Here is a 23412-nt window from a genome sequence, read left to right on the forward strand (position 1 = left end):
TTACTTAGACGGTTGTTTTTTTGTGGAGTAACCTCCAAACGTCTTTACTAGAAACGGGCTTGCTAATAAAGAATCCTTGAATGTGGTCACAGTTTTGCTCATATAAAAACTTCCATTGTTCTTCAGTTTCTACACCTTCTGCGATAACTTCTAAATTTAGTTCTTTTGATAGTGTAATAATGGAAGAAATAATCGCTTCCTCTAAAGGACTAGTTGTAATTCCGCAAATAAATTCTCGAGCAATTTTTAATGTATTAATTGGATATTTTGTTAAATAAGCTAAAGAACTATAACCAGTTCCAAAGTCATCAATTGAAATTTGAATACCGAGATTTTGAAGTTGTTCTAGTTTTGCAACTACAGATTGATTTTGGTTAATGGCGATACTTTCTGTAATTTCGATATCTAGTGCTTCTGGTTTTAACTCTGTTTCTTCTAAAACTTTTGAAATAGTTGGGATTAAATCTGCATGATTAAATTGAACTACAGATAAATTTACACCGACTTTTAAGTGAGAGAAACCTTGATTATGCCATCTTTTCGCTTCTAAGCAAGCAGTACGTAAAATCCAATTTCCAAGTTCAATAATGAATCCAGTTTCCTCTGCTAGAGGGATAAATTGGGCTGGGGATACGATACCGAGCTTTGGATGTTTCCAACGAATTAATGCTTCAAAACCAATAACTTGTTTTGTTTTTGTGCTTACTTGTGGCTGGTATTCAAGGAAAAATTCATTTTGTTGTAATGCTTTTGAAAGTTCTCCTTCTAAGAAGTTACTCTCATTTTGAGCGATACTCATTTCTTTTGAGAAGAAAACAAATCGGTTTTTTCCATTTGCTTTCGCGCGATACATAGCCATATCAGCATTTTTCATTAATGCTGTTACATCAGTTCCACAATCAGGGTACATTGCAATTCCGATACTTGGTGTAATAGACAGTTCTTCATCTTTAATGAAGAATGGTTTGTTTAAAATATTTAAAATTTGTTCAGCTATAAAGGCCGCACTTTTTTCTGAGTACATATCTGGTAATAGAATTGTAAACTCATCTCCACCTTGGCGAGCAACGACATCTTTTGAACGTAGGCAACTGCGTAATCGTTTTGCTACTTCAATTAATAACAAGTCTCCGACGTCATGACCGAGTCTATCGTTAATTTTTTTGAATCGATCTAAATCAAGAAACATGACGGCAACATCATTTGCGCTAGCCTGAGCGGTATTTAAAATGTTTTTTAAATCTTTTTCAAACTTACGGCGATTTGGTAATCCGGTAAGTGCATCATGAAAGGCTAAATGTTCTACTTGTTTTTGTTTTTCATATAAAGTTGTAATATCACGTGCTATGCCAAACATCCCGACAACTTCCTTGTTTATGAAAGTAGGGATGAGTGTAATGTGAAGGTAATAGTAGTAACCTTCTTTTTCCTTTGTACGAACTTCTAAAGTTTGTGGTCTACCTTCTTTCGTTAGTTGTAAAGCTTTCTTTAGTAAATCATGGTCTTTTGAGTCAATAAAGTGTAAAAGGGAATAGCTTTCTACTTCACAATAGTAGGCAGTAAATAAGCTTTCGCAAGCTGTATTAGACTGCTGGAAAATACCATACATATTTAAAGAGAAAACAGCATCCGGGTGATCTTCGAATAAAGATTTATAACGTTGTTCACTTTTTGATAAAGCAGATGCACCTTCTTCTACTTTATCTTCTAGTTGTGTAGTCAACTGCTCGTATGTATCGATTAGTGCCTGATTATCTTTCCACATATAAAGTTGTCGTAAGAATAATAAGATAAGAGATAATACTAGACCGATCAACATGAACTTATCATCCCAAGGTTGAAAGATAATAAAAGAAAAAGTAATGATTATACTAAAATAAGGTAATATAAAGCGCACATAATCAAACCGATAATATTTTGTTTTCGTTTCATGCTGTATTGGTTTATCTAAAATATATAGTATGGATGACAAACCAATTAATAAAATCGAAGCAGTATGTATTAAGTAAGAGACTTCAGAAGAAGGTTTTATCCCTGCGTTTAATTGAAACAGGTGTATATATCCGTACACGAGTATAATAGTAAAGCCGATAATTAATGAAATTCTGCTAGAAGAATATTCTTCTCTTCTATATAGACTAATTACGGCGTAGATTACTAATGATTGTGCAATAAAATATCCAATTAAAACCCAGGTATCTGTTGTTAACATACGAAAGCTTGAAATGTCCAAAATAAAAGTTAAGGTAAAATAAATATTCATAATAACGATAAAGATGCTATCGAATGAAAATTGAGCTAGTCCTCTAATAGAGTAATGTTTTATGAACTTTATAGCAAAGCCAGAAAAGAGCAAAATATATTGTACGATAAAAAAGGGCAATGCCTTATATGAGAATATGACTTGGTCATATATAGAAAGTGAATGAAGAAATAGAGTTATCTCCATTGTCAATCCACATAGGCAAGTGCATAGTACTAAAACCCAAAATAATTTGTCACCGCGCTTCATTTTCTTAATTGCTTTATATAGGCAATAGCAAGAAAAGAGTGTAGCGAAAAAAAATAAGAAGAGAATTCCAATTTCTTTTATATTTAAGTCCTTAGGGATAAGAAATATCCAAAGAGAAAATATAATTATGTACATCGTGACAAAGTGTACGTATTTTTTTTGATTAATCATATTATGACTCCGTTTCAATAAAGTTGAATCACAGGTGGAAAATGCTAATTCCAATCATAGCATATAAAATAGGATGTTTTTTACTAAAAAAATTACTTTTTTTGAAAAAAATAGCTCAACATTACAATTTACCATTGTAATGTTGAGCTACTTATTCTTTTTACCCCTCTTATAGAGGATAATTCATGTATGAATTGCAGCATCGCTAAATCTTTCTGTTTACTTTCAATCATAATATCGAAATTATGATTGATTTTTTTTGCAATGTGTAAGAAAGGTTTAATAAACTCTAAATCAATATATTCCGCGTGAGCCCTAAATTCTTTTTTTGATTTAGGAGAGGAAATGTGAACTTTAGGAACGATATTTGTATGTGACCAAGTTTCAAAAATTGCAGGAAGTAACTCTTCTAACGGTTCTTCGCAAAGATTTGCCATGTGATGGTGATAATCAAATACGAATGGGATCTTTTCTTTTTGGCAAATAGATAAAGTTTCAGCAGTTGTATATGTTTTATCATCATTTTCAAGTGTCATTTGCCTCTTTATATGTGCAGGAAGTTTTTTTATGTTGTCATGGAAACGTTCAACCGCTTTTTCTTTATTTCCGTAGGCACCACCTACATGGATGTTAATATAAGAAGAATCTGCAATGCCTATTGCATCTAATACTTTATAATGATAGGTCATATCTGTAATAGCGTTAGTCGTAATGTGTGGTTTGTCGCTTGTAAATAGTGTAAATTGATTCGGATGAAAACTTACTCGTAAATTATGTTCTTTAATTAATGCCCCAATTGTACGCCAAAGCGGTGTGAACAATCCGATGTAATCAAACTCGACTTCGGGATGTGTTGCAAGTGGGACGATGGAAGAAGATAAGCGATATAATGGAATTTCATGCGCTATATTGTAATGAAGAATACGTATTGTATGCTCAAGATTCTGCCGCGTAACATCGTATAATTTATCTTCTCGTTCTTGTTTACTAAGCTTTTGAAAGCTTGTAAATGTCATCGTTTTAGCCGGAGAACAGTCCCAGAGTGCCATTGCATGTGAGACATATCCGAAACGCATAATCATAATGAATACATCTCCTTTATGCATTATCTTTCCTATAGGAAGAAAGCAAGTATTGTTCCTATGCATTCTTTGCCTCTATTAATGAGAGAATTCGGACTAACATCTTTCAAGGAAAGTAATGACGCATTTTCTAGATCTTCGTGGAATTTATTTTTTACTGTTTGTATAAAATGTTCATCATATAAAAGGCAGTTGATTTCATGGTTAATATATAAACTTCTCATATCAAAGTTTGCAGTTCCGATATCACAGATATAGTCATCAACTATAATAACTTTAGCGTGAAAAAAACCTTGTTGAAATGCGTAAATATTACAGCCAGCTTGTATTAACTTTCGGCAATATGGGAATTTTGCTTCTCGAACAAGGGGGTGATCCGCTTTTTCTGGAACGAGAATCGTGATTTGAACCCCGCGTTTTCGTGCTTCTAATAATGCGTTCATAATTTTTCTTCCAGGAATGAAATAGGGTGTACCGATAAAGAGTTCCTTTTTTGCACCTTCAAGTAAATGTAAAAAAGTATGTTGTAAATAGGCACCATCAGTTGGAATAAATTGATGTTCGATAGTACCGGGTTGCTGTTTCGGAAAATAAAGAGAAGCGTCCAATAAATTTTGGTTTGTATCATCAAACCAGTCATGTAAAAATTGCTTTTGTAAATCTTGTACTCCTTCGCCTGTAAGACGTAAATGATAGTCCCTCCATAATCCTAACCGCTCATTATGTCCCAAATACTCTTCACCAATATTAAATCCCCCAATGTAACCAATTTTCCCGTCGATAACTGTAATTTTTCTATGGTTTCTTTGATTTGCAGAAAAGAAAGGAAAAGGAAACTTTACTTTGTGACAAAATGAAAAAGAGACACCATGTTTTTGTAGGGAGCGAACGGCCTCGTTTGATAAATGATGGCTTCCCAATCTATCGAGTAAAAGTCTTACTTCAATTCCTTCCTTTGCCTTATCAATAAGTAACTTTAAAAATTCTCGGCTGATTGTATCGTTTTTTACAATGAAAAACAAAACATGCACATGGTGTTTCGCCTGTTTTATATCAGTAAATAGAGTGTCATACAAATCTTTTCCGTATGTATAAAGGTGAAAATCACTTTGACGTAAAGGGAAAGAACGAGAACGTACACGCTTTAAATGAACAATTCTCCCATAAGAAAGATCAATTACAATCCAGAGAGCAATACCTATTAATAAGAGAGATAAGAAGAACATGAGTAAATTCCCTCCTTCACGGTCTTTTCACCATTTGTTTTTTATAAATCAAACATTCATTTTATTCGGTTATTTGTGGGCTGATAATTAGTAGGGAGTAAATAACTTCTAATGATTAAAGTTTCACTTTATAGTTTCACCGAAATAAACAGCTTTATTAAAAAATATGTTGTTGTATAACAAAAAACTGTTGACTGAATGCTCACTCATTATATAATGAAGGTAGGGGATAAAATTCAGAAAATTATATGTTTTTGAAGATTCTAAAAAAGAAAGAGGGCTTACAAAGAGAGGGGTAGCATAAAAATGAATAGCTTACTGATCATGAATTGGCTGGCTGCCATTGCTGTTATTGCTTATGCGGGATATTTGTTTGTGTATCTTATACGAACGAGGATGGCCTACATACAGTTAGGAAAAAAGATTGAATTTGACCGTCGTTTTAAAGAGCGTTGGGATCTCCTTAAGGTCAATGTTTTCGGTCAGAAAAAGCTGCTGAAAGATAAAAAGAGCGGCATTATTCACGTTATGTTCTTTTACGGATTTATTCTTGTCCAATTTGGAGCAATTGACTTCGTTTGGAAAGGACTCGCACCAGGATCACATCTTCCACTTGGACCACTATACCCTGCATTTACATTCTTCCAGGAAATTGTCACACTTGTTATTTTAATTGCAGTCTTTTGGGCTTTTCATCGACGCTATGTTGAGAAGCTAGTTCGTTTAAAACGTAATTTCAAATCAGGCCTTGTTCTTATCTTTATCGGTGGCTTAATGATTTCTGTGCTACTCGGTAATGGGATGGGAATTATATGGCATGGCGAGGAGCTTTCATGGAGTGAGCCAATCGCTTCTGCAATCGCTTACGTTTTCTCAGGGATAAATGAAACCGTAGCCATTTCTGTGTTCTATTTCTCTTGGTGGGTGCATTTACTAATTTTGTTAACATTTTTAGTTTATGTTCCACAATCGAAACACGCGCATTTAATTGCGGGCCCAGCTAACGTTTTCTTCGGCCGTCTTTCAAATCCAGGGAAACTTGAAAAGATTGACTTTGAAGATGAAACACAAGAAACATTTGGTGTTGGTAAAATCGAAGATTTTAGACAAAATCAGCTTATTGACTTATACGCTTGCGTAGAGTGTGGTCGTTGTACAAATATGTGTCCGGCAACAGGAACAGGTAAAATGTTATCGCCGATGGATTTAATTTTAAAACTTCGCGATCATTTAACTGATAAAGGAGCGGCAGTAACATCAAAAGCGCCTTGGGTTCCAGTAGTTGCTTTTAATAATACACAAGGAAATCAGTTAGCGATGATGGCAGCTGGGAAAGGGCAACAAGAATCAGCGGCTGCAACACTCGCTTACGATCCAAGTTTAATTGGAGATGTTATTACAGAAGAAGAGATTTGGGCTTGTACAACGTGTCGTAACTGTGAGGATCAGTGTCCAGTTATGAATGAGCACGTTGATAAAATTATTGATTTACGCCGCTATCTCGTTTTAACAGAAGGAAAGATGGATGCGGAAGCACAGCGTGCGATGACAAACATCGAGCGTCAAGGGAATCCGTGGGGTCTAAACCGTAAAGAGCGTGAAACTTGGCGCCAAGGTGATGATGAAGTAACGGTTCCAACTGTAAAAGAAAAATCGAAAGCTGGCGAGGAGTTCGAATATTTATTCTGGGTTGGTTCAATGGGATCATATGATAATCGTAGTCAGAAGATTGCGATATCGTTTGCGAAGTTGATGAACGAAGCAGGCATTTCATTTGCGATACTCGGTAATAAGGAAAAGAACTCTGGAGATACACCGCGCCGTCTTGGAAATGAATTTGTCTTCCAAGAGATGGCGACAAAAAATATCGAGGAATTTGAAAAAGCAGGAGTGAAGAAAATCGTTACGATTGACCCTCATGCTTATAACACATTTAAAAATGAGTATCCGGACTTTGGCTTGCAAGCAGAAGTCTATCATCATACAGAACTGTTAGCTCAGTGGGTGAAAGAAGGACGCTTAAAACCGGTTCACGCTATTGAGGAAACAGTTACGTACCATGATTCCTGCTACTTAGGAAGATACAACGAAGTATACGAAGCCCCGCGTGACATTTTGAAAGCGATTCCTGGTGTGAATCTTGTAGAAATGGCACGTAACCGTGAAACGGGAATGTGCTGTGGAGCAGGTGGTGGCTTAATGTGGATGGAGGAAACAACAGGTTCACGCATTAACGTTGCTCGTACAGAACAAGCATTAGCTGTACAGCCATCCATTATCGGTACAGGATGTCCGTATTGCTTAACGATGATTAGTGATGGGACGAAAGCGAAAGAAGTTGAAGAGAAAGTTCAAACTCTCGATGTAACAGAGATTTTAGAACGCTCAGTGATTGGACAGAAGAAAGAAGCAATCTAGTTTGTAGGAATGCATACAACTTTAGAAAGAGGTGCAATGATTGCACCTCTTCTCAACGTAGGGATACCGAGCGAGCGCTCAGTGTTAAAAAATGAAATGGGGGAAAGAAACATGAGTAAAACAGTTATTTTAAGTGCTGCAAGAACACCAGTTGGAAAATTTGGAGGATCTTTAAAAGATGTAAAAGCAACAGAACTTGGAGGGATTGCAATTAAAGCGGCGCTTGAAAGAGCAAATGTTTCTGCTAGTGATGTTGAGGAAGTTATATTCGGAACGGTTATTCAAGGTGGGCAGGGGCAAATTCCGTCGCGCCAAGCGGCGAGGGCTGCTGGAATCCCTTGGGAAGTGCAGACGGAAACAGTGAATAAAGTTTGTGCATCGGGGCTTCGTGCGGTTACGTTAGCGGATCAAATTATTCGTACTGGCGATCAATCATTGATTGTAGCTGGTGGTATGGAGTCGATGAGTAACAGTCCTTACATTTTACGAGGAGCAAGATGGGGATATAGAATGGGCAACAACGAAGTCGTTGATTTAAACGTTGCTGACGGTTTAACATGCGCATTTTCAGGTATACACATGGGTGTTTATGGCGGAGAAGTTGCGAAGGAAGATGGAATTTCTCGCGAAGCGCAAGATGAATGGGCATATCGTAGCCACCAGCGTGCGGTTTCAGCACATAATGAAGGACGTTTTGAAGAGGAAATCGTGCCAGTAACGATTCCGCAAAGAAAAGGCGATCCTATTGTCGTTGCAAAGGATGAGGCGCCACGCGCGGATACAACAATTGAAAAGTTAGCAAAATTAAAACCTGTATTTGATAAAACAGCGACAGTGACAGCTGGTAATGCACCAGGCTTAAACGATGGTGGTGCTGCACTTGTATTAATGAGCGAAGAAAGAGCGAAGCAAGAAGGAAGAAAGCCGTTAGCGACAATTTTGGCACATACAGCAATTGCAGTGGAGTCTAAAGATTTCCCGAGAACGCCAGGTTATGCAATTAACGCATTGCTTGAAAAAACAGGCAAGACAATTGAAGACATCGATTTATTCGAGATTAATGAAGCATTTGCAGCAGTAGCAATTGCAAGTACAGAAATCGCAGGAATTGACCCAGAAAAATTGAATGTAAATGGCGGCGCAGTAGCGATGGGACATCCGATTGGAGCAAGCGGAGCGCGCATTATCGTTACACTAATCCATGCACTTAAGCAACGCGGCGGTGGAATTGGAATTGCTTCGATTTGTAGTGGTGGCGGTCAAGGCGATGCAGTGATGATTGAAGTTCACTAATTAAGATTAGAAGATATATAGTTTATTAAAAATTAAGGGGGAAGAAGAAATGGGTGTACAAAAAATTGTTGTAATTGGTGCAGGACAAATGGGATCAGGAATTGCGCAAGTATGTGCAATGGCAGGATACGATGTGAAGGTACAAGATTTAAAACAGGAGCAATTAGATAGAGGATTGGCTATTATTACGAAAAACTTAGCACGCCAAGTAGAAAAGGGGCGCATGAAGGAAGAAGAAAAGGAAGCGACATTAAACCGTCTTGCAGTAACGCTTGATTTAGATTGTGTGAAGGAAGCGGATCTTATTATCGAAGCAGCTGTCGAGAAAATGGATATTAAAAAGAAAATCTTTGCGAATTTAGATGAAATTGCTCCAGAACACGCAATTTTAGCGACAAATACGTCATCTTTGCCAATTACAGAAATTGCCGCGGTAACGAAACGTCCGGAAAAAGTAATCGGTATGCACTTTATGAATCCGGTTCCGGTTATGAAACTTGTTGAAATTATTCGTGGTTTGGCTACAGATGATGCGGTATACAAAACAATTGAAGATATTACGAAGAAAATTGGCAAAGTACCAGTTGAAGTAAATGATTTCCCAGGATTTGTATCGAATCGTATTTTATTGCCGATGATTAACGAAGCAATTTATACGTTATATGAAGGTGTAGCGACGAAAGAAGCGATTGATGAAGTAATGAAACTTGGTATGAATCACCCGATGGGTCCTTTAACGCTCGCTGATTTTATCGGTTTAGACACGTGTTTATATATTATGGAAGTGTTGCATGAAGGTTTAGGTGATAGTAAATACCGCCCATGTCCATTACTGCGTAAGTACGTAAATGCAGGATGGTTAGGACGTAAAACAGGTCGTGGTTTCTACGTTTACGAATAAATCCCCCTTTGTTACAAAATAGTGGTCTTACCAAATTATTAAAAGGATTTATAGCAAATGGAGGCGGAGTATATGAACTTTCGTTTTAATGAAGAGCAACAAATGATGAGAAAAATGGTTCGAGATTTTGCACAGAAGGAAATTGCTCCCTTTGTTCCTAGTATGGAACAAGGGGTGTTTCCAAAAGAGATTTTGCAGAAGATGGGTGAGCTTGGATTAATGGGAATTCCAGCGCCTGCAAAATACGGCGGGGCAGAAATGGATTTTATTTCTTACATTTTAGCAATTGAAGAAATTTCAAAGGTAAGCGCAACGGTTGGTGTAATTTTAGCTGTACATACGTCAGTTGGAATGAACCCGATTTTATATTTCGGAACAGAAGAACAGAAAGAGAAATACGTTTCTAAACTTGCGACTGGTGAATATTTAGGTGCATTTGCATTAACAGAACCAAATGCAGGATCGGATGCAGGAAGTTTGAAATCAAGAGCTGTGAAGAAAGGCGATCATTACATTATTAATGGATCGAAGGTGTTCATTACAAATGGTGGTGAAGCAAGTACATATATTGTATTCGCTTCTACAAATCCAGAGGCAGGAAAGAGTGGGATTTCTGCATTCATAGTAGAGAAAGATACACCAGGCTTAATTATCGGTAAAGATGAGCATAAAATGGGACTGCTCGGTTCTCGCACTGTACAACTTACGTTCGAGGATATGAAGGTACCGGCTGAGAATTTACTTGGTGAAGAAGGACAAGGATTTAAGGTAGCAATGGCGAATTTAGATGTTGGAAGAATTGGGATTGGGGCGCAAGCATTAGGGATTGCTGAAGCGGCGCTTGCATGTGCGATTGATTATGCGAAAGAACGTGAGCAATTCGGAAAGCCAATTGCGGCGCAGCAAGGGATTGGCTTCAAACTTGCAGATATGGCAACTAGTGTAGAAGCGGCGCGATTACTCGTATATAGGGCGGCATCGCTAAGAGCGCAAGGATTACCATGTGGTAAGGAAGCATCTATTGCGAAATTATTCGCTTCTAAAACAGCTGTTGAAGTTGCGATTGAAGCGGTGCAAGTATTTGGGGGATACGGTTATACGAAGGACTATCCAGTAGAAAGATTTTTCCGTGATGCGAAAATCACGCAAATATATGAAGGAACGAGCGAAATACAGAAACTTGTTATTAGCCGGGCTTTATAAAAGCATAAGGGGGAGACGGGCATGCATTTTAAACTATCAGAAGAACATGAAATGATAAGAAAAATGGTTCGAGACTTTGCTAAGAATGAAGTAGCACCGACGGCAGCTGAGCGTGATGAAGAAGAGAGGTTTGATCGTGCAATATTTGATCAAATGGCCGAGCTTGGTTTAACTGGTATTCCGTGGCCTGAAGAATACGGCGGAATTGGAAGCGATTACTTAGCGTATGTAATTGCTATTGAAGAATTATCGCGTGTATGTGCTTCTACAGGTGTAACATTGTCTGCACATACTTCGCTTGCTGGTTGGCCAATTTTTAAATTTGGAACAGAAGAGCAAAAGCAAACATTTTTACGACCGATGGCTGAAGGAAAGAAAATTGGTGCGTACGGCTTAACGGAGCCAGGGTCTGGATCGGATGCTGGTGGAATGAAGACGATCGCCAAAAGAGATGGAGACCATTATGTATTAAATGGATCAAAAATATTTATCACTAATGGTGGTATTGCTGATATTTATGTTGTTTTCGCATTAACTGATCCTGAATCGAAGCAGCGTGGCACGAGTGCATTTATAGTGGAAAGTGATACACCAGGATTTTCAGTTGGGAAGAAGGAGAGTAAATTAGGGATTCGCTCTTCACCAACAACTGAAATTATGTTCGAAGATTGCCGTATTCCTGTAGAGAATTTACTTGGTGAAGAAGGACAAGGGTTTAAGATAGCGATGCAAACATTAGATGGTGGCCGTAACGGTATTGCGGCGCAAGCGGTCGGTATTGCACAAGGGGCTTTAGATGCTTCCGTAGAATATGCAAGAGAGCGTCATCAGTTTGGGAAGCCGATTGCGGCGCAACAAGGGATTGGCTTTAAACTTGCAGATATGGCAACGGATGTGGAGGCGGCGCGTCTTCTAACATATCAAGCAGCTTGGCTGGAATCGGAAGGGCTTCCGTATGGGAAAGAGTCAGCGATGTCAAAAGTATTTGCAGGTGATGCAGCGATGAAGGTGACGACGGAAGCGGTACAAGTATTTGGTGGTTACGGTTATACGAAAGATTATCCAGTAGAGCGATACATGCGAGATGCAAAGATTACACAGATATATGAAGGAACACAAGAGATTCAAAGGCTCGTAATTTCTCGTATGTTAACGAAGTAGGATCAAAGGCGTAGGTATTTTCCTACGCTTTTTCCTTCCAAAAAATAATAGAGAGGTGAAGGGGATGGTTAAACATAATGTGCATGCATCAGTGAAAGATGAAAAATTAGTTGCGTTAAGGCGTGAACAAATGATTAAAGGTGCAGTACAACTGTTTAAACAAAAAGGATTTCCGCGTACAACAACGAGAGAGATTGCAAAGGCAGCTGGATTTAGTATTGGAACGCTTTATGAATACATTCGTACAAAAGATGATGTTTTGTATTTAGTTTGTGATAGTATTTATGAACATGTAAAAGAAAGGTTAGAGGAAGTAGTTTGTACGGAAAAAGGAAGTGTAGAAAGTTTAAAGATAGCAATAACGAATTATTTTAAAGTGATGGACGAATTGCAGGAAGAAGTATTAATAATGTATCAAGAGGTACGCTTTTTACCGAAAGAATCACTCCCGTACGTATTAGAAAAGGAGTTTCAAATGGTAGGAATGTTTGAGAATATTTTAGAACAGTGTACGGAAAACGGAACATTTACATTAAATAAAAAAGAAATACAGCTTCTTGCGCATAATATTTTTATACAAGGACAGATGTGGGGATTTCGACGTTGGGCGTTGCAAAAGCTATATACGCTCGAGGAATATACAGACATGCAAATTAGGTATGTATTACAAGGGGCCCATATGCTTCCGAAATAAGGAATGCACAAATTATAATTTTACTACCCTATAAAAGTTTCCCGTTTTTTTTGTAGCATATTTGTGCGACTTTTGTTTATAATGAATAGTATGGATTTTTTTAAGCAGGCCGTTATATATAAGGTTATATTTGATGAAAGGAAGTGCCGCATAAGTGGATTTTAAGCAATATTCACCAGAAGAGCTAAAAGAATGTTCAATGATTGAAGTTGTACATAGCGTTTTAGGGGATAAAAAACAAGCAACGACATTCAACGAGTTGGTTCAAGAAATCGCTCAAGTGCTGGGACTATCTCAAGAGCAAGTTAATGCGAAGATCGCACAATTTTATACAGACTTAAACATCGATGGACGTTTCATTAATTTAGGAGAAAATCGTTGGGGATTACGTAGCTGGTACCCATATGAGCAAATTGATGAAGAAATCTTGCCTCAACCAAAACCGAAGAAGAAACGTAAAGTTGAAGAAGACGGTTTTGACGACTACATTGAAGAAGATGAAGATGACTTTGATGATGTAGACGGAAATGAAGACGAAGATGATGATGTAGAAGATTTGGACAAGGTTCTTGAAGACGAAGACGGAGACGACGATGATCTTGATGATTTAGAGGACGATGAAGATGACTTCGCTGAAGAAGAACTTGAGTATGATGAAACTGAAGAAGAAGAAGAGGAAGAACTGTAGTTCTTGACTTTTCATTATCGTCCATGTAGAATCATTTTTGGGCTCTTTAAAAAAGGACGATAATACTTTTAAAGTGTAAATATAAAAGAAAATTGCTCCCTACTTATTACTTTATGTGATGAGGGGAGCAATTTTCTTTTTTGTTTTTTGTTTAGAAAATAAAAAGAGTCTAACAATAAGATGGATACAGTGTTATCTACATACGTTGCGCTTTGCAACGGTGATTATATAACAGCAAAATAGAAGGGAGCTTTTTCATGACTAAGTATATTTTTGTAACAGGCGGTGTAGTATCGTCTTTAGGTAAAGGTATTACAGCAGCATCTCTTGGAAGACTTTTAAAAAATCGTGGTTTAAACGTAACAATTCAAAAGTTTGATCCATACATTAACGTAGACCCAGGGACTATGAGCCCATACCAACACGGTGAGGTATTCGTAACAGATGATGGTGCAGAAACTGACTTAGACCTTGGTCACTATGAGCGTTTCATCGACATCAACTTAAACAAATACAGCAACGTAACAACAGGTAAAATTTACTCTTCAGTTCTTCAAAAAGAGCGTCGTGGTGAATACCTAGGAGGAACAGTTCAAGTTATTCCTCACATTACTAACGAAATTAAAGAGCGCGTATACCGTTCTGGTCGCGAAACAAACGCGGACGTTGTTATTACAGAAATCGGTGGAACTGTTGGTGACATCGAGTCTCTACCATTCTTAGAAGCAATCCGTCAAATTAAGAGCGACATCGGTCGTGACAATGTAATGTACATTCACTGTACGTTAATCCCGTACTTAAAAGCAGCGGGTGAAATGAAAACAAAACCAACGCAACATAGCGTTAAAGAGCTTCGCAGTTTAGGTATTCAACCAAATATTATCGTTGTTCGTACAGAAATGCCTGTTTCTCAAGATATGAAAGACAAGCTTGCATTATTCTGTGACATTGATACAAAAGCAGTTATTGAAGCACGCGATGCAGATACTTTATATGCAGTTCCATTATCTCTTCAAGAGCAAAATATGGACCAAATCGTTTGCGATCACTTAAAATTAGACAATCCAGCTGCAGATATGACAGAGTGGACTGCGCTAGTTGAAAAAGTGCGTAACCTTTCTAAGAAAACAAAAATCGCTCTTGTTGGTAAATACGTAGAGCTTCAAGATGCATACATTTCTGTTGTAGAAGCACTTCGTCATGCGGGTTACTCTTTCGACACAGATGTAGAAGTGAAATGGGTAAATGCTGAGCACGTAACAGCAGAGAACGTACAAGAATTAGTAGGAGACACAGATGGTATCCTTGTACCAGGTGGCTTCGGTGATCGTGGTGTAGAAGGTAAAATCGTTGCAATTCAATATGCTCGTGAAAACAAAGTTCCATTCCTAGGAATTTGCTTAGGTATGCAACTTGCATCAATCGAATTCGCACGTAACGTATTAGGATTAGAAGGAGCTAACTCTTCTGAAATCAATCCTGACACACCTTACGCAATCATCGACTTATTACCAGAACAAAAAGATGTAGAAGACTTAGGTGGTACACTTCGTCTTGGTCTATATCCATGTAAGCTTGCTGAAGAAACAAATGCTTACAACGCTTACAATGAGCCGGTTGTATATGAGCGTCATCGTCATCGTTATGAGTTCAACAATCAATTCCGTCCGGATATGGAAAAAGAAGGATTTGTATTCTCTGGTACAAGCCCAGATGGCCGTCTAGTTGAAATCATTGAATTAAAAGATCACCCTTGGTTCGTGGCAGCACAGTTCCACCCAGAACTTGTTTCTCGTCCAAACCGTCCACAGCCATTGTTCCATGACTTCGTAAAAGCTTCTATTACGAATAAAGAGAGCAAGTAATAAAAAAGCGCCTGAAATAGGGCGCTTTTTTTAATATTCATTTAACATTTCATCGATTGTAAATTTGATTCCGTGATATGCAAATAAAGCTATCATTAAGCTTGGGAATCCGTAGCGATTACCTTCATCGTCTGGAATAAGCCCTTTTAACAGTTTTGTATCAATATGTACATCTGTATATTGTTCTAGTGATTCATTGCCTTCTTGAATAGCAGAGATGCCGACAATAGAGTGTCCATCTGCTTGCAGTTTTTTTGCTATTGCTACAACTTCTTCATCTGTTGAAAAACGGCTAATAAGAAGCACACGATCTGCAGAAGTTACTTCTACTTCTTTACCATTTTCAAAAAATCGTTTTGCTTGCTTCATTGGTTCAGCACCGAATAGTGCTTCAGCAACAACGCCCTCCATTTCATTTGTACCATGTAAATAAATGAAACCTTCGCCAACTAATGCTTGAGCAAGTAGACGGGCGCTATCTTCTATATTCATTTCCTCTTTTTGAGAAACTCTGGAGAAATAACCGCTTAATTGGGTTGAAAAAATTTTTAACATAATGTTACTCCCTTCGTACGTGTTTACCGGCTTTCATTATAGTTTATTTTTTTAGAAAGGTGAAATCGAAGGTGGCATAACAAAATAGGAAACGGTAAAATAAGAAAGAAATAGGAAGGAATTTGGTAAAGAATAGCGAAAATTAATCGTTAAGATATAAGAAGCTTTAAATCTTGTACTTACACAGAAAGGTTGGGAGTTATGGAAGGGAAAATTTTAATCGTTGATGATCAATATGGCATTCGTGTGTTATTACATGAAGTGTTCCAAAAAGAAGGTTATCAGACATTCCAAGCAGCGAATGGATTTCAAGCTTTAGATATCGTGAAAAAAGATAATCCAGATTTAGTTGTGTTAGATATGAAAATTCCAGGTATGGATGGTATAGAGATTTTAAAGCATGTAAAAGAAATTGATGAGAGTATTAAAGTGATTTTAATGACTGCTTATGGAGAGCTTGATATGATCCAAGAAGCAAAAGATTTAGGTGCTTTAATGCATTTTGCTAAACCATTTGATATTGATGAAATTCGTCAAGCGGTGAGAAATGAACTCGCTGTAGAGGCTTAAAAATGAATTTTTTATAAAAAATATGGAAAAAAGCGTTTACATGGACTATTGTGCAGGTGAATACGGTTGAGTTTTTGAGTACAAGTTGTTATCCTATTGAGTGTAGAAAAAAGTCCGGTATGTAGATATACATATTTTACCTTATTCTGGTCATACTACCAGCGATAAGAACTTATCGGATACAAAAAACGTTTTTTAGGAGGATTCACCATGCCTTTAGTTTCTATGAAAGAAATGCTAAACAAAGCACTAGAAGGAAAATACGCAGTTGGTCAATTCAACATGAACAACTTAGAGTGGACTCAAGCTATCTTAGCTGCTGCGGAAGAAGAAAAATCTCCTGTAATCCTAGGTGTATCTGAGGGTGCAGCTCGTCATATGACTGGTTTCAAAACAGTTGTAGCTATGGTTAAAGCTTTAATCGAAGAAATGAACATCACTGTTCCTGTAGCGATTCACCTTGACCATGGTTCAAGCTTCGAAAAATGTAAAGAAGCAATCGATGCAGGTTTCACATCTGTAATGATCGACGCTTCTCACCACCCATTCGAAGAAAACGTAGAAACTACTAAAAAAGTAGTAGAATACGCACACGCTCGTAACGTATCTGTTGAAGCTGAGCTTGGAACAGTTGGCGGACAAGAAGACGACGTAATCGCTGAAGGCGTAATTTACGCTGACCCAGCTGAGTGTAAGCACCTTGTTGAAGCAACAGGTATCGATTGCCTAGCTCCAGCTTTAGGTTCTGTACACGGTCCTTACAAAGGTGAGCCTAACTTAGGATTCGCTGAAATGGAACAAGTTCGTGACTTCACTGGCGTACCTTTAGTATTACACGGTGGTACTGGTATCCCAACTGCTGATATCGAAAAAGCTATCTCTTTAGGTACTTCAAAAATCAACGTAAACACTGAGAACCAAATTGAGTTTACAAAAGCTGTTCGTGAAGTATTAAACAAAGACCAAGAAGTTTACGATCCTCGTAAATTTATCGGACCTGGCCGCGACGCTATCAAAGCAACTGTTATTGGTAAAATTCGCGAATTCGGTTCTAACGGTAAAGCGTAAGAATAAAATTCCGTTTTGGAAACCGTCTACTCTTTTAGACGGTTTCCTTTCGTTGTATAATGAAAGCGTGAACAAGTCTAAAGATTTTATCATTTTGTTTTTGAAATAGAAAATAATGTGCATAGTCCTATTAATAAATGTGATAATGTATCTAAATTGATAAAGTAAATTCGATAAATAGTTAATCTTTATCTTTTTGTATGACAGGAGAAATGAAGATGATGGTTTCCTATTTATTGAGTGTTAGGGTGGAAAGAGTGATTGAGATTCTTAAGGGGGAGCTTTCTATAAAAATATAGAAAGTAAATACATTCACAAGAAGGGAGCTCAATATGGAAAAATTGCTAATTGAAGGCGGAAGAGCTTTAAATGGAACAATTCGTGTGAGTGGTGCAAAGAACAGCGCTGTTGCATTAATTCCAGCGACAATTTTAGCAGATACTCCAGTAACTATTGGTGGTGTCCCTAATATTTCGGACGTGAAAATGTTAGGAGACTTACTAGAGGAAATTGGAGGAAGAGTAACGTATGGACAGGAGGAAGAGATGGTAGTCGATCCTTCTAACATGGTTGCAATGCCTTTACCAAATGGAAAAGTGAAAAAATTGCGTGCTTCTTATTATTTAATGGGTGCGATGCTTGGCCGTTTTAAAAAAGCTGTTATTGGGCTTCCAGGTGGATGTCACTTAGGACCGAGGCCGATTGATCAGCACATTAAAGGATTTGAAGCGTTAGGTGCACATGTTACGAATGAACAAGGTGCTATCTATTTAAGAGCAGATGAACTACGAGGGGCACGTATTTATTTAGATGTTGTTAGTGTAGGAGCTACGATTAATATTATGCTAGCAGCTGTACGAGCGAAAGGTAGAACTGTTATTGAAAACGCAGCGAAAGAACCAGAGATTATTGATGTAGCTACACTGTTAACTAGCATGGGAGCACGCATTAAAGGTGCTGGTACAGATGTAATCCGAATTGATGGTGTGGATTCATTGCACGGTTGTCATCATACGATCATTCCAGATCGTATTGAAGCGGGTACGTATATGATTTTAGGTGCTGCGTCAGGAGGAGAAGTAACAGTTGATAATGTTATTCCTCAGCATTTGGAGTCAGTTACTGCAAAATTAAGAGAAGCTGGTGTCCAAGTTGAAACGAATGATGACCAGATTACAGTGAACGGTGATAGAAGATTAAAAATAGTTGATATAAAAACGCTTGTATATCCAGGTTTCCCAACAGATTTACAACAGCCATTTACAACACTTTTAACAAAGGCGCATGGAACGGGTGTTGTAACGGATACGATTTATGGCGCACGTTTTAAACATATTGATGAATTACGTCGTATGAATGCGCAAATTAAAGTAGAAGGTCGGTCAGCTATCGTAACTGGTCCTGTTTTATTACAAGGTGCAAAAGTGAAAGCGAGTGATTTGCGAGCTGGAGCAGCCCTTGTTATTGCAGGATTGATGGCGGATGGAATTACAGAAGTAACCGGACTTGAGCATATTGATCGTGGCTATGAAAATATAGTAGACAAGCTTAAAGGGCTTGGTGCAAACATTTGGCGAGAACAAATGACAAAGCAAGAAATTGAAGAAATGAAGAACGCATAAGTGATACTTCCGCGAGGGGGGAAGCGAAGCATCACTACTTGCGGAAGTACACTTTATAGAAAAACACGGTTCACAAAATACGGCAGAAATATAAAGACTTAAAGGAGAGGGATTATCGTGGAAAGAAGTTTATCTATGGAGTTAGTACGTGTAACAGAGGCTGCAGCTTTATCATCAGCGCGTTGGATGGGACGCGGGAAAAAGGATGAGGCAGACGGTGCAGCAACATCAGCTATGCGTGATGTATTTGATACAATTCCGATGAAAGGTACAGTTGTAATTGGTGAAGGTGAAATGGATGAAGCACCAATGCTATATATCGGAGAAAAATTAGGTACAGGATATGGTCCGCGTGTAGACGTTGCAGTTGATCCTTTAGAAGGGACAAACATTGTAGCAGCTGGTGGATGGAATGCTCTTGCTGTTATTGCAATTGCAGATCATGGTAATTTGTTACATGCTCCTGACATGTACATGGATAAAATCGCGGTTGGCCCAGAAGCAGTTGGGGCGGTCGATATTGATGCGCCTATTATCGATAACTTACGTGCAGTTGCGAAAGCGAAAAACAAAGATATTGAAGATGTTGTAGCGACAGTTTTAAACCGTCCACGTCATCAAGCAATTATTGAAGAAATTCGTAAAGCTGGTGCTCGCATTAAATTGATTAATGATGGAGACGTAGCTGGTGCAATCAACACCGCATTTGATCGTACAGGTGTAGATATTTTATTCGGCTCTGGTGGCGCGCCTGAGGGTGTGTTAGCAGCAGTTGCATTAAAATGTTTAGGTGGAGAAATTCACGGGAAATTATTACCACAAAACGAAGCTGAATTGGCGCGTTGCAAAAAGATGGGCATAGAAGACATCAACCGCATCCTTCGCATGGAGGACTTAGTAAAAGGTGACGATGCAATCTTCGCAGCAACAGGCGTAACAGACGGAGAACTACTACGCGGCGTTCAATTTAAAGGTAGCGTAGGAACAACACAATCCCTTGTTATGCGCGCAAAATCAGGCACAGTACGCTTCGTAGACGGACGTCACAGCTTAAATAAAAAACCGAACTTGGTTATTAAGTAAAAAGCGGAGGTGGCTTGCTCAGAAGGGGAAGGCATTGGAACTCCTGACGAAGAGGCGTTTTGTGCCTCGTAGGAAGAAGTGAAGCCACCGACCATTCTAGCTGCTGAAGCTGGATTAAATAAAAAGCGAAGACAAATTTTCTTGTCTTCGCTTCTTGTATTTGTGTTTCAACGTATTGATTAAAACTAGATAAAAGGGTTACAATAGTGAATATTACCCTACTTGAACTTATTGCCTTTCATTATTAATTATTTGCCTTCCGTATTTTTTCCCTTTACCCATGTGAAAAGAGAATAACGTTAAAGTGTGGTGTCTGAATGAATTTGTCAATTGCAGCATTAGAAAACATGAAATTAAAAGAGTTATACGAGCTTGCGAAAGAATTTAAAATTTCGTATTATAGCAAATTAACGAAAAAAGAGTTAATCTTCGCCATTTTAAAAGCTCGAGCAGAAAAAGAAGGTTTCTTCTTCATGGAAGGCGTATTAGAAATTATTCAATCAGAAGGATTTGGATTCCTACGTCCTATCAACTACTCTCCAAGCTCAGAAGATATTTATATCTCAGCTTCGCAAATTCGTCGTTTCGATTTACGTAATGGAGATAAGGTTTCTGGTAAAGTACGACCTCCGAAAGAAAATGAACGCTACTTTGGATTATTACAAGTTGAAGCTGTAAACGGAGATGATCCAGAGTCAGCAAAAGAGCGTGTGCATTTCCCTGCATTAACACCATTATACCCAGATCGCCAAATGAAATTGGAAACGGAACCGAAAAAGTTACCGACACGCATCATGGATTTAATTGCACCAGTTGGATTTGGACAACGTGGTTTAATTGTCGCGCCTCCAAAGGCTGGTAAAACTAGTCTATTAAAAGAAATCGCACACAGTGTTACAACAAATCATCCGGAAGCTGAATTAATTGTCCTTTTAATTGATGAGCGTCCAGAGGAAGTAACAGATATTGAACGTTCTGTTAAAGGAGATGTTGTAAGCTCTACTTTTGATGAAGTACCAGAAAATCATATTAAAGTAGCAGAACTTGTGTTAGAACGTGCAATGCGTCTTGTAGAGCACAAAAAAGATGTTATCATTTTAATGGATAGTATTACCCGTTTAGCGCGAGCTTACAACCTTGTTATTCCGCCAAGTGGTAGAACATTATCGGGTGGTATCGACCCAGCTGCCTTCCATAGACCGAAGCGTTTCTTTGGGGCTGCACGTAATATCGAAGAAGGCGGTAGCTTAACAATTTTAGCAACAGCTCTTGTTGATACAGGATCTCGTATGGACGATGTAATTTACGAAGAATTTAAAGGAACTGGAAATATGGAACTTCATTTAGATCGTTCATTAGCTGAGCGTCGTATCTTCCCGGCAATTGATATTCGCCGTTCTGGTACACGTAAAGAGGATCTATTAATTCCGAAAGAACATTTAGACAAGCTATGGGGTATTCGTAAAACAATGCGTGATACACCAGACTTTGTTGAAGGTTTCTTACGTAAACTTCGTCAAACAAAGACAAATGAAGAATTTTTACAAAACATTGTTGCAGATTCGAAAAGATATGTAACAACGAAGTAAAGGGAAAAGATTGGGACTCGCTTATTTTATGGTAAGCGAGTTTTTTATGTTTTTTAGGTGATCTTAAAGAGAGATGAGTGGAAGGGCATTAGTTGGTTCTAGTTGGATGAGCGGCCTCCATTTTAAGATAATATCCAGCTCCAGCGGCTAGAATCTCCGGTCATTTCACTCTCTCGCTCGAAGCAAAAAGCGCTTCAAGGTCGAGAGTTCTAAATAGCCTGCGATTCTGAGAGAGCCGCTTCTGCTTTTAAATGATATCCAGTTCCGGTGGCTAGCTCTTCGCATCTAAGAACCTTCCGCCCGAAAGGTAAAAAGCACCTTTAGGTCGAAAGAACCTTAGCTGGTCAGAGCTGAGCGAGCCCCCTCCACTTTTAAGATAATATCCAGCTTCAGCGGCTAGAATGGTCGGTGGCTTCGCGTCTTCCTACGAGGCAAAAAGCGCCTCTACGTCAGAAGCTCCATCCCCCTCCCATTCTGAACGAGCCGCTTGCGCTTTTAAAATTAAAAAGACAAAAACAGGTAGTTGCAAAATGAAGTTAGCCTTGTTATAATTTCATCATATGTGTTTCATCAATATAGTTGTGTATGCAGCTGAAGATGAAAAACTCTGTTTCGAAAATGATTCAGGGCGGAAGGAGATGAAAAGAATGAAAGCAGGAATTCACCCAGATTACAAGAAAGTTGTATTCATGGACACAAACACAGGCTTCAAATTCTTAAGCGGATCTACTAGAGGATCTAACGAAACTGTTGAGTGGGAAGATGGTAACACTTATCCATTACTAAAAGTTGAGATCAGTTCTGATTCTCACCCATTCTACACTGGACGTCAGAAGTTTGCTACTGCAGACGGACGCGTTGACCGCTTCAATAAGAAATACGGTCTTAAGTAATAAAAACATAAAACAGGCAAGTGTATCTATTCGCTTGTCTGTTTTTTTTGCGAAAATATTATACCTTTACCCTACTTTTAATTAAAAAGTAGATGAAAGGAGAGCTTCATGTACTTAATAAATCAGAACGGTTGGATTGAAGTGATTTGCGGTAGTATGTTTTCTGGTAAATCAGAAGAGCTTATCCGCCGTGTGCGTCGTACGCAATTTGCGAAACAACATGCAATTGTATTTAAACCATGTATTGATAATCGCTATAGTGAAGAAGACGTTGTATCACATAACGGATTAAAGGTAAAAGCAGTTCCTGTTTCAGCTTCAAAAGATATATTTGAACATATCACTGAAGAAATGGATGTAATTGCAATCGATGAGGTGCAATTCTTTGATGGGGACATTGTGGAAGTGGTGCAAGTATTGGCAAATCGTGGCTATCGTGTCATTGTAGCTGGTTTAGACCAAGATTTCCGTGGTCTACCATTTGGACAAGTTCCTCAGCTGATGGCGATTGCTGAACATGTAACAAAACTACAAGCAGTATGTTCTGCATGTGGATCTCCGGCAAGTCGTACACAACGATTAATTGATGGAGAACCAGCGGCATTTGATGATCCGATTATTTTAGTTGGTGCTTCAGAATCGTATGAACCACGCTGTCGTCATTGTCATGCAGTTCCTACAAACAAAGATAAGTAAAACTCGCTGCACAAGGCGGGTTTTTTTCAGAATAGAGAGTGTGAGTGGTGTGAGCCACTTGCGCTTTAAGTTGTGATATCTAGCTCCAGCGGCTAGAATCGCAGGCCATTTCACTCTCTCGC

General features: G+C 38.4%; 19 protein-coding genes. 15 read left to right on the forward strand and 4 right to left on the reverse strand.

The annotated features are described in order from the left end of the window. Positions 1-4 precede the first annotated feature (4 nt). From BAQ46_RS10435 to cls, 3 genes are all read right to left on the reverse strand, one after another. Complete coding sequence (locus tag BAQ46_RS10435; protein WP_061131880.1) at positions 5-2683, reverse strand: DUF4084 domain-containing protein; 2679 nt, start codon at positions 2681-2683, stop codon at positions 5-7. A 128-nt stretch (positions 2684-2811) separates the two neighbouring features. Continuing rightward, complete coding sequence (gene uvsE, locus BAQ46_RS10440; protein ID WP_071741898.1) at positions 2812-3765, reverse strand: UV DNA damage repair endonuclease UvsE; 954 nt, start codon at positions 3763-3765, stop codon at positions 2812-2814. Positions 3766-3797: 32 nt separating this feature from the next. After that, a complete protein-coding gene (cls, locus tag BAQ46_RS10445; RefSeq protein WP_071741899.1) occupies positions 3798-4991 on the reverse strand; it encodes a cardiolipin synthase in 1194 nt (397 codons plus the stop codon). Between the two features lie 306 nt (positions 4992-5297). On the opposite strand from cls, the gene BAQ46_RS10450 reads away from it, so the two are divergent. From BAQ46_RS10450 to pyrG, 8 genes are all read left to right on the forward strand, one after another. After that, positions 5298-7409, forward strand: coding sequence for a (Fe-S)-binding protein (locus BAQ46_RS10450; protein ID WP_001086790.1), 2112 nt, complete (start codon positions 5298-5300; stop codon positions 7407-7409). Positions 7410-7418: 9 nt separating this feature from the next. Next, on the forward strand, positions 7419-8702 hold the full coding sequence (locus BAQ46_RS10455; protein WP_116777227.1) for an acetyl-CoA C-acetyltransferase: 1284 nt from the start codon (positions 7419-7421) through the stop codon (positions 8700-8702). Positions 8703-8751: 49 nt separating this feature from the next. Continuing rightward, a complete protein-coding gene (locus BAQ46_RS10460) occupies positions 8752-9603 on the forward strand; it encodes a 3-hydroxybutyryl-CoA dehydrogenase (protein ID WP_000538858.1) in 852 nt (283 codons plus the stop codon). Positions 9604-9675: 72 nt separating this feature from the next. Beyond that, complete coding sequence (locus BAQ46_RS10465) at positions 9676-10806, forward strand: acyl-CoA dehydrogenase (RefSeq protein WP_001011168.1); 1131 nt, start codon at positions 9676-9678, stop codon at positions 10804-10806. A 21-nt stretch (positions 10807-10827) separates the two neighbouring features. After that, complete coding sequence (gene acdA, locus BAQ46_RS10470) at positions 10828-11967, forward strand: acyl-CoA dehydrogenase AcdA (protein ID WP_000545521.1); 1140 nt, start codon at positions 10828-10830, stop codon at positions 11965-11967. A gap of 64 nt (positions 11968-12031) precedes the next feature. Continuing rightward, the gene (locus BAQ46_RS10475) at positions 12032-12661 is read left to right on the forward strand and encodes a TetR/AcrR family transcriptional regulator (protein ID WP_000238604.1); all 630 of its coding nucleotides are present in this window, start codon (positions 12032-12034) and stop codon (positions 12659-12661) included. A 154-nt stretch (positions 12662-12815) separates the two neighbouring features. After that, entirely contained in the window at positions 12816-13349 is a 534-nt protein-coding gene (gene rpoE / locus BAQ46_RS10480; protein WP_000346283.1) for a DNA-directed RNA polymerase subunit delta, read from the forward strand. Positions 13350-13606: 257 nt separating this feature from the next. Next, a complete protein-coding gene (gene pyrG, locus BAQ46_RS10485; protein WP_000170454.1) occupies positions 13607-15214 on the forward strand; it encodes a CTP synthase in 1608 nt (535 codons plus the stop codon). A 30-nt stretch (positions 15215-15244) separates the two neighbouring features. On the opposite strand, the gene BAQ46_RS10490 is transcribed toward pyrG, so the two are convergent. Next, positions 15245-15769 carry a DUF2529 domain-containing protein gene (locus BAQ46_RS10490; RefSeq protein WP_000912421.1) on the reverse strand — a complete coding sequence of 175 codons (525 nt, stop codon included), beginning with the start codon at positions 15767-15769 and terminating at the stop codon, positions 15245-15247. A gap of 201 nt (positions 15770-15970) precedes the next feature. Between BAQ46_RS10490 and spo0F the strand changes: the two genes are divergently transcribed. The 7 genes from spo0F to BAQ46_RS10525 all read left to right on the forward strand — a co-directional run bounded on the left by spo0F (position 15971) and on the right by BAQ46_RS10525 (position 23290). Then, on the forward strand, positions 15971-16339 hold the full coding sequence (gene spo0F, locus BAQ46_RS10495) for a sporulation initiation phosphotransferase Spo0F (RefSeq protein WP_000398594.1): 369 nt from the start codon (positions 15971-15973) through the stop codon (positions 16337-16339). A gap of 210 nt (positions 16340-16549) precedes the next feature. Beyond that, a complete protein-coding gene (locus BAQ46_RS10500; protein ID WP_001131850.1) occupies positions 16550-17407 on the forward strand; it encodes a class II fructose-bisphosphate aldolase in 858 nt (285 codons plus the stop codon). A gap of 332 nt (positions 17408-17739) precedes the next feature. Further along, on the forward strand, positions 17740-19029 hold the full coding sequence (murA, locus tag BAQ46_RS10505; protein WP_071741900.1) for a UDP-N-acetylglucosamine 1-carboxyvinyltransferase: 1290 nt from the start codon (positions 17740-17742) through the stop codon (positions 19027-19029). A 117-nt stretch (positions 19030-19146) separates the two neighbouring features. Next, a complete protein-coding gene (glpX, locus tag BAQ46_RS10510) occupies positions 19147-20112 on the forward strand; it encodes a class II fructose-bisphosphatase (protein WP_000442336.1) in 966 nt (321 codons plus the stop codon). A 317-nt stretch (positions 20113-20429) separates the two neighbouring features. Beyond that, a complete protein-coding gene (rho, locus tag BAQ46_RS10515) occupies positions 20430-21701 on the forward strand; it encodes a transcription termination factor Rho (RefSeq protein WP_001053898.1) in 1272 nt (423 codons plus the stop codon). 647 nt (positions 21702-22348) lie between these two features. Next, on the forward strand, positions 22349-22594 hold the full coding sequence (locus BAQ46_RS10520; protein ID WP_000643437.1) for a type B 50S ribosomal protein L31: 246 nt from the start codon (positions 22349-22351) through the stop codon (positions 22592-22594). 108 nt (positions 22595-22702) lie between these two features. Further along, positions 22703-23290, forward strand: a complete 588-nt coding sequence (locus BAQ46_RS10525; RefSeq protein WP_000280862.1) for a thymidine kinase — start codon at positions 22703-22705, stop codon at positions 23288-23290. The last annotated feature ends 122 nt before the right edge of the window (positions 23291-23412 follow it).

The organism is Bacillus paranthracis, assembly GCF_001883995.1.
Classification (GTDB): Bacteria; Bacillota; Bacilli; order Bacillales; family Bacillaceae_G; genus Bacillus_A; species Bacillus_A paranthracis.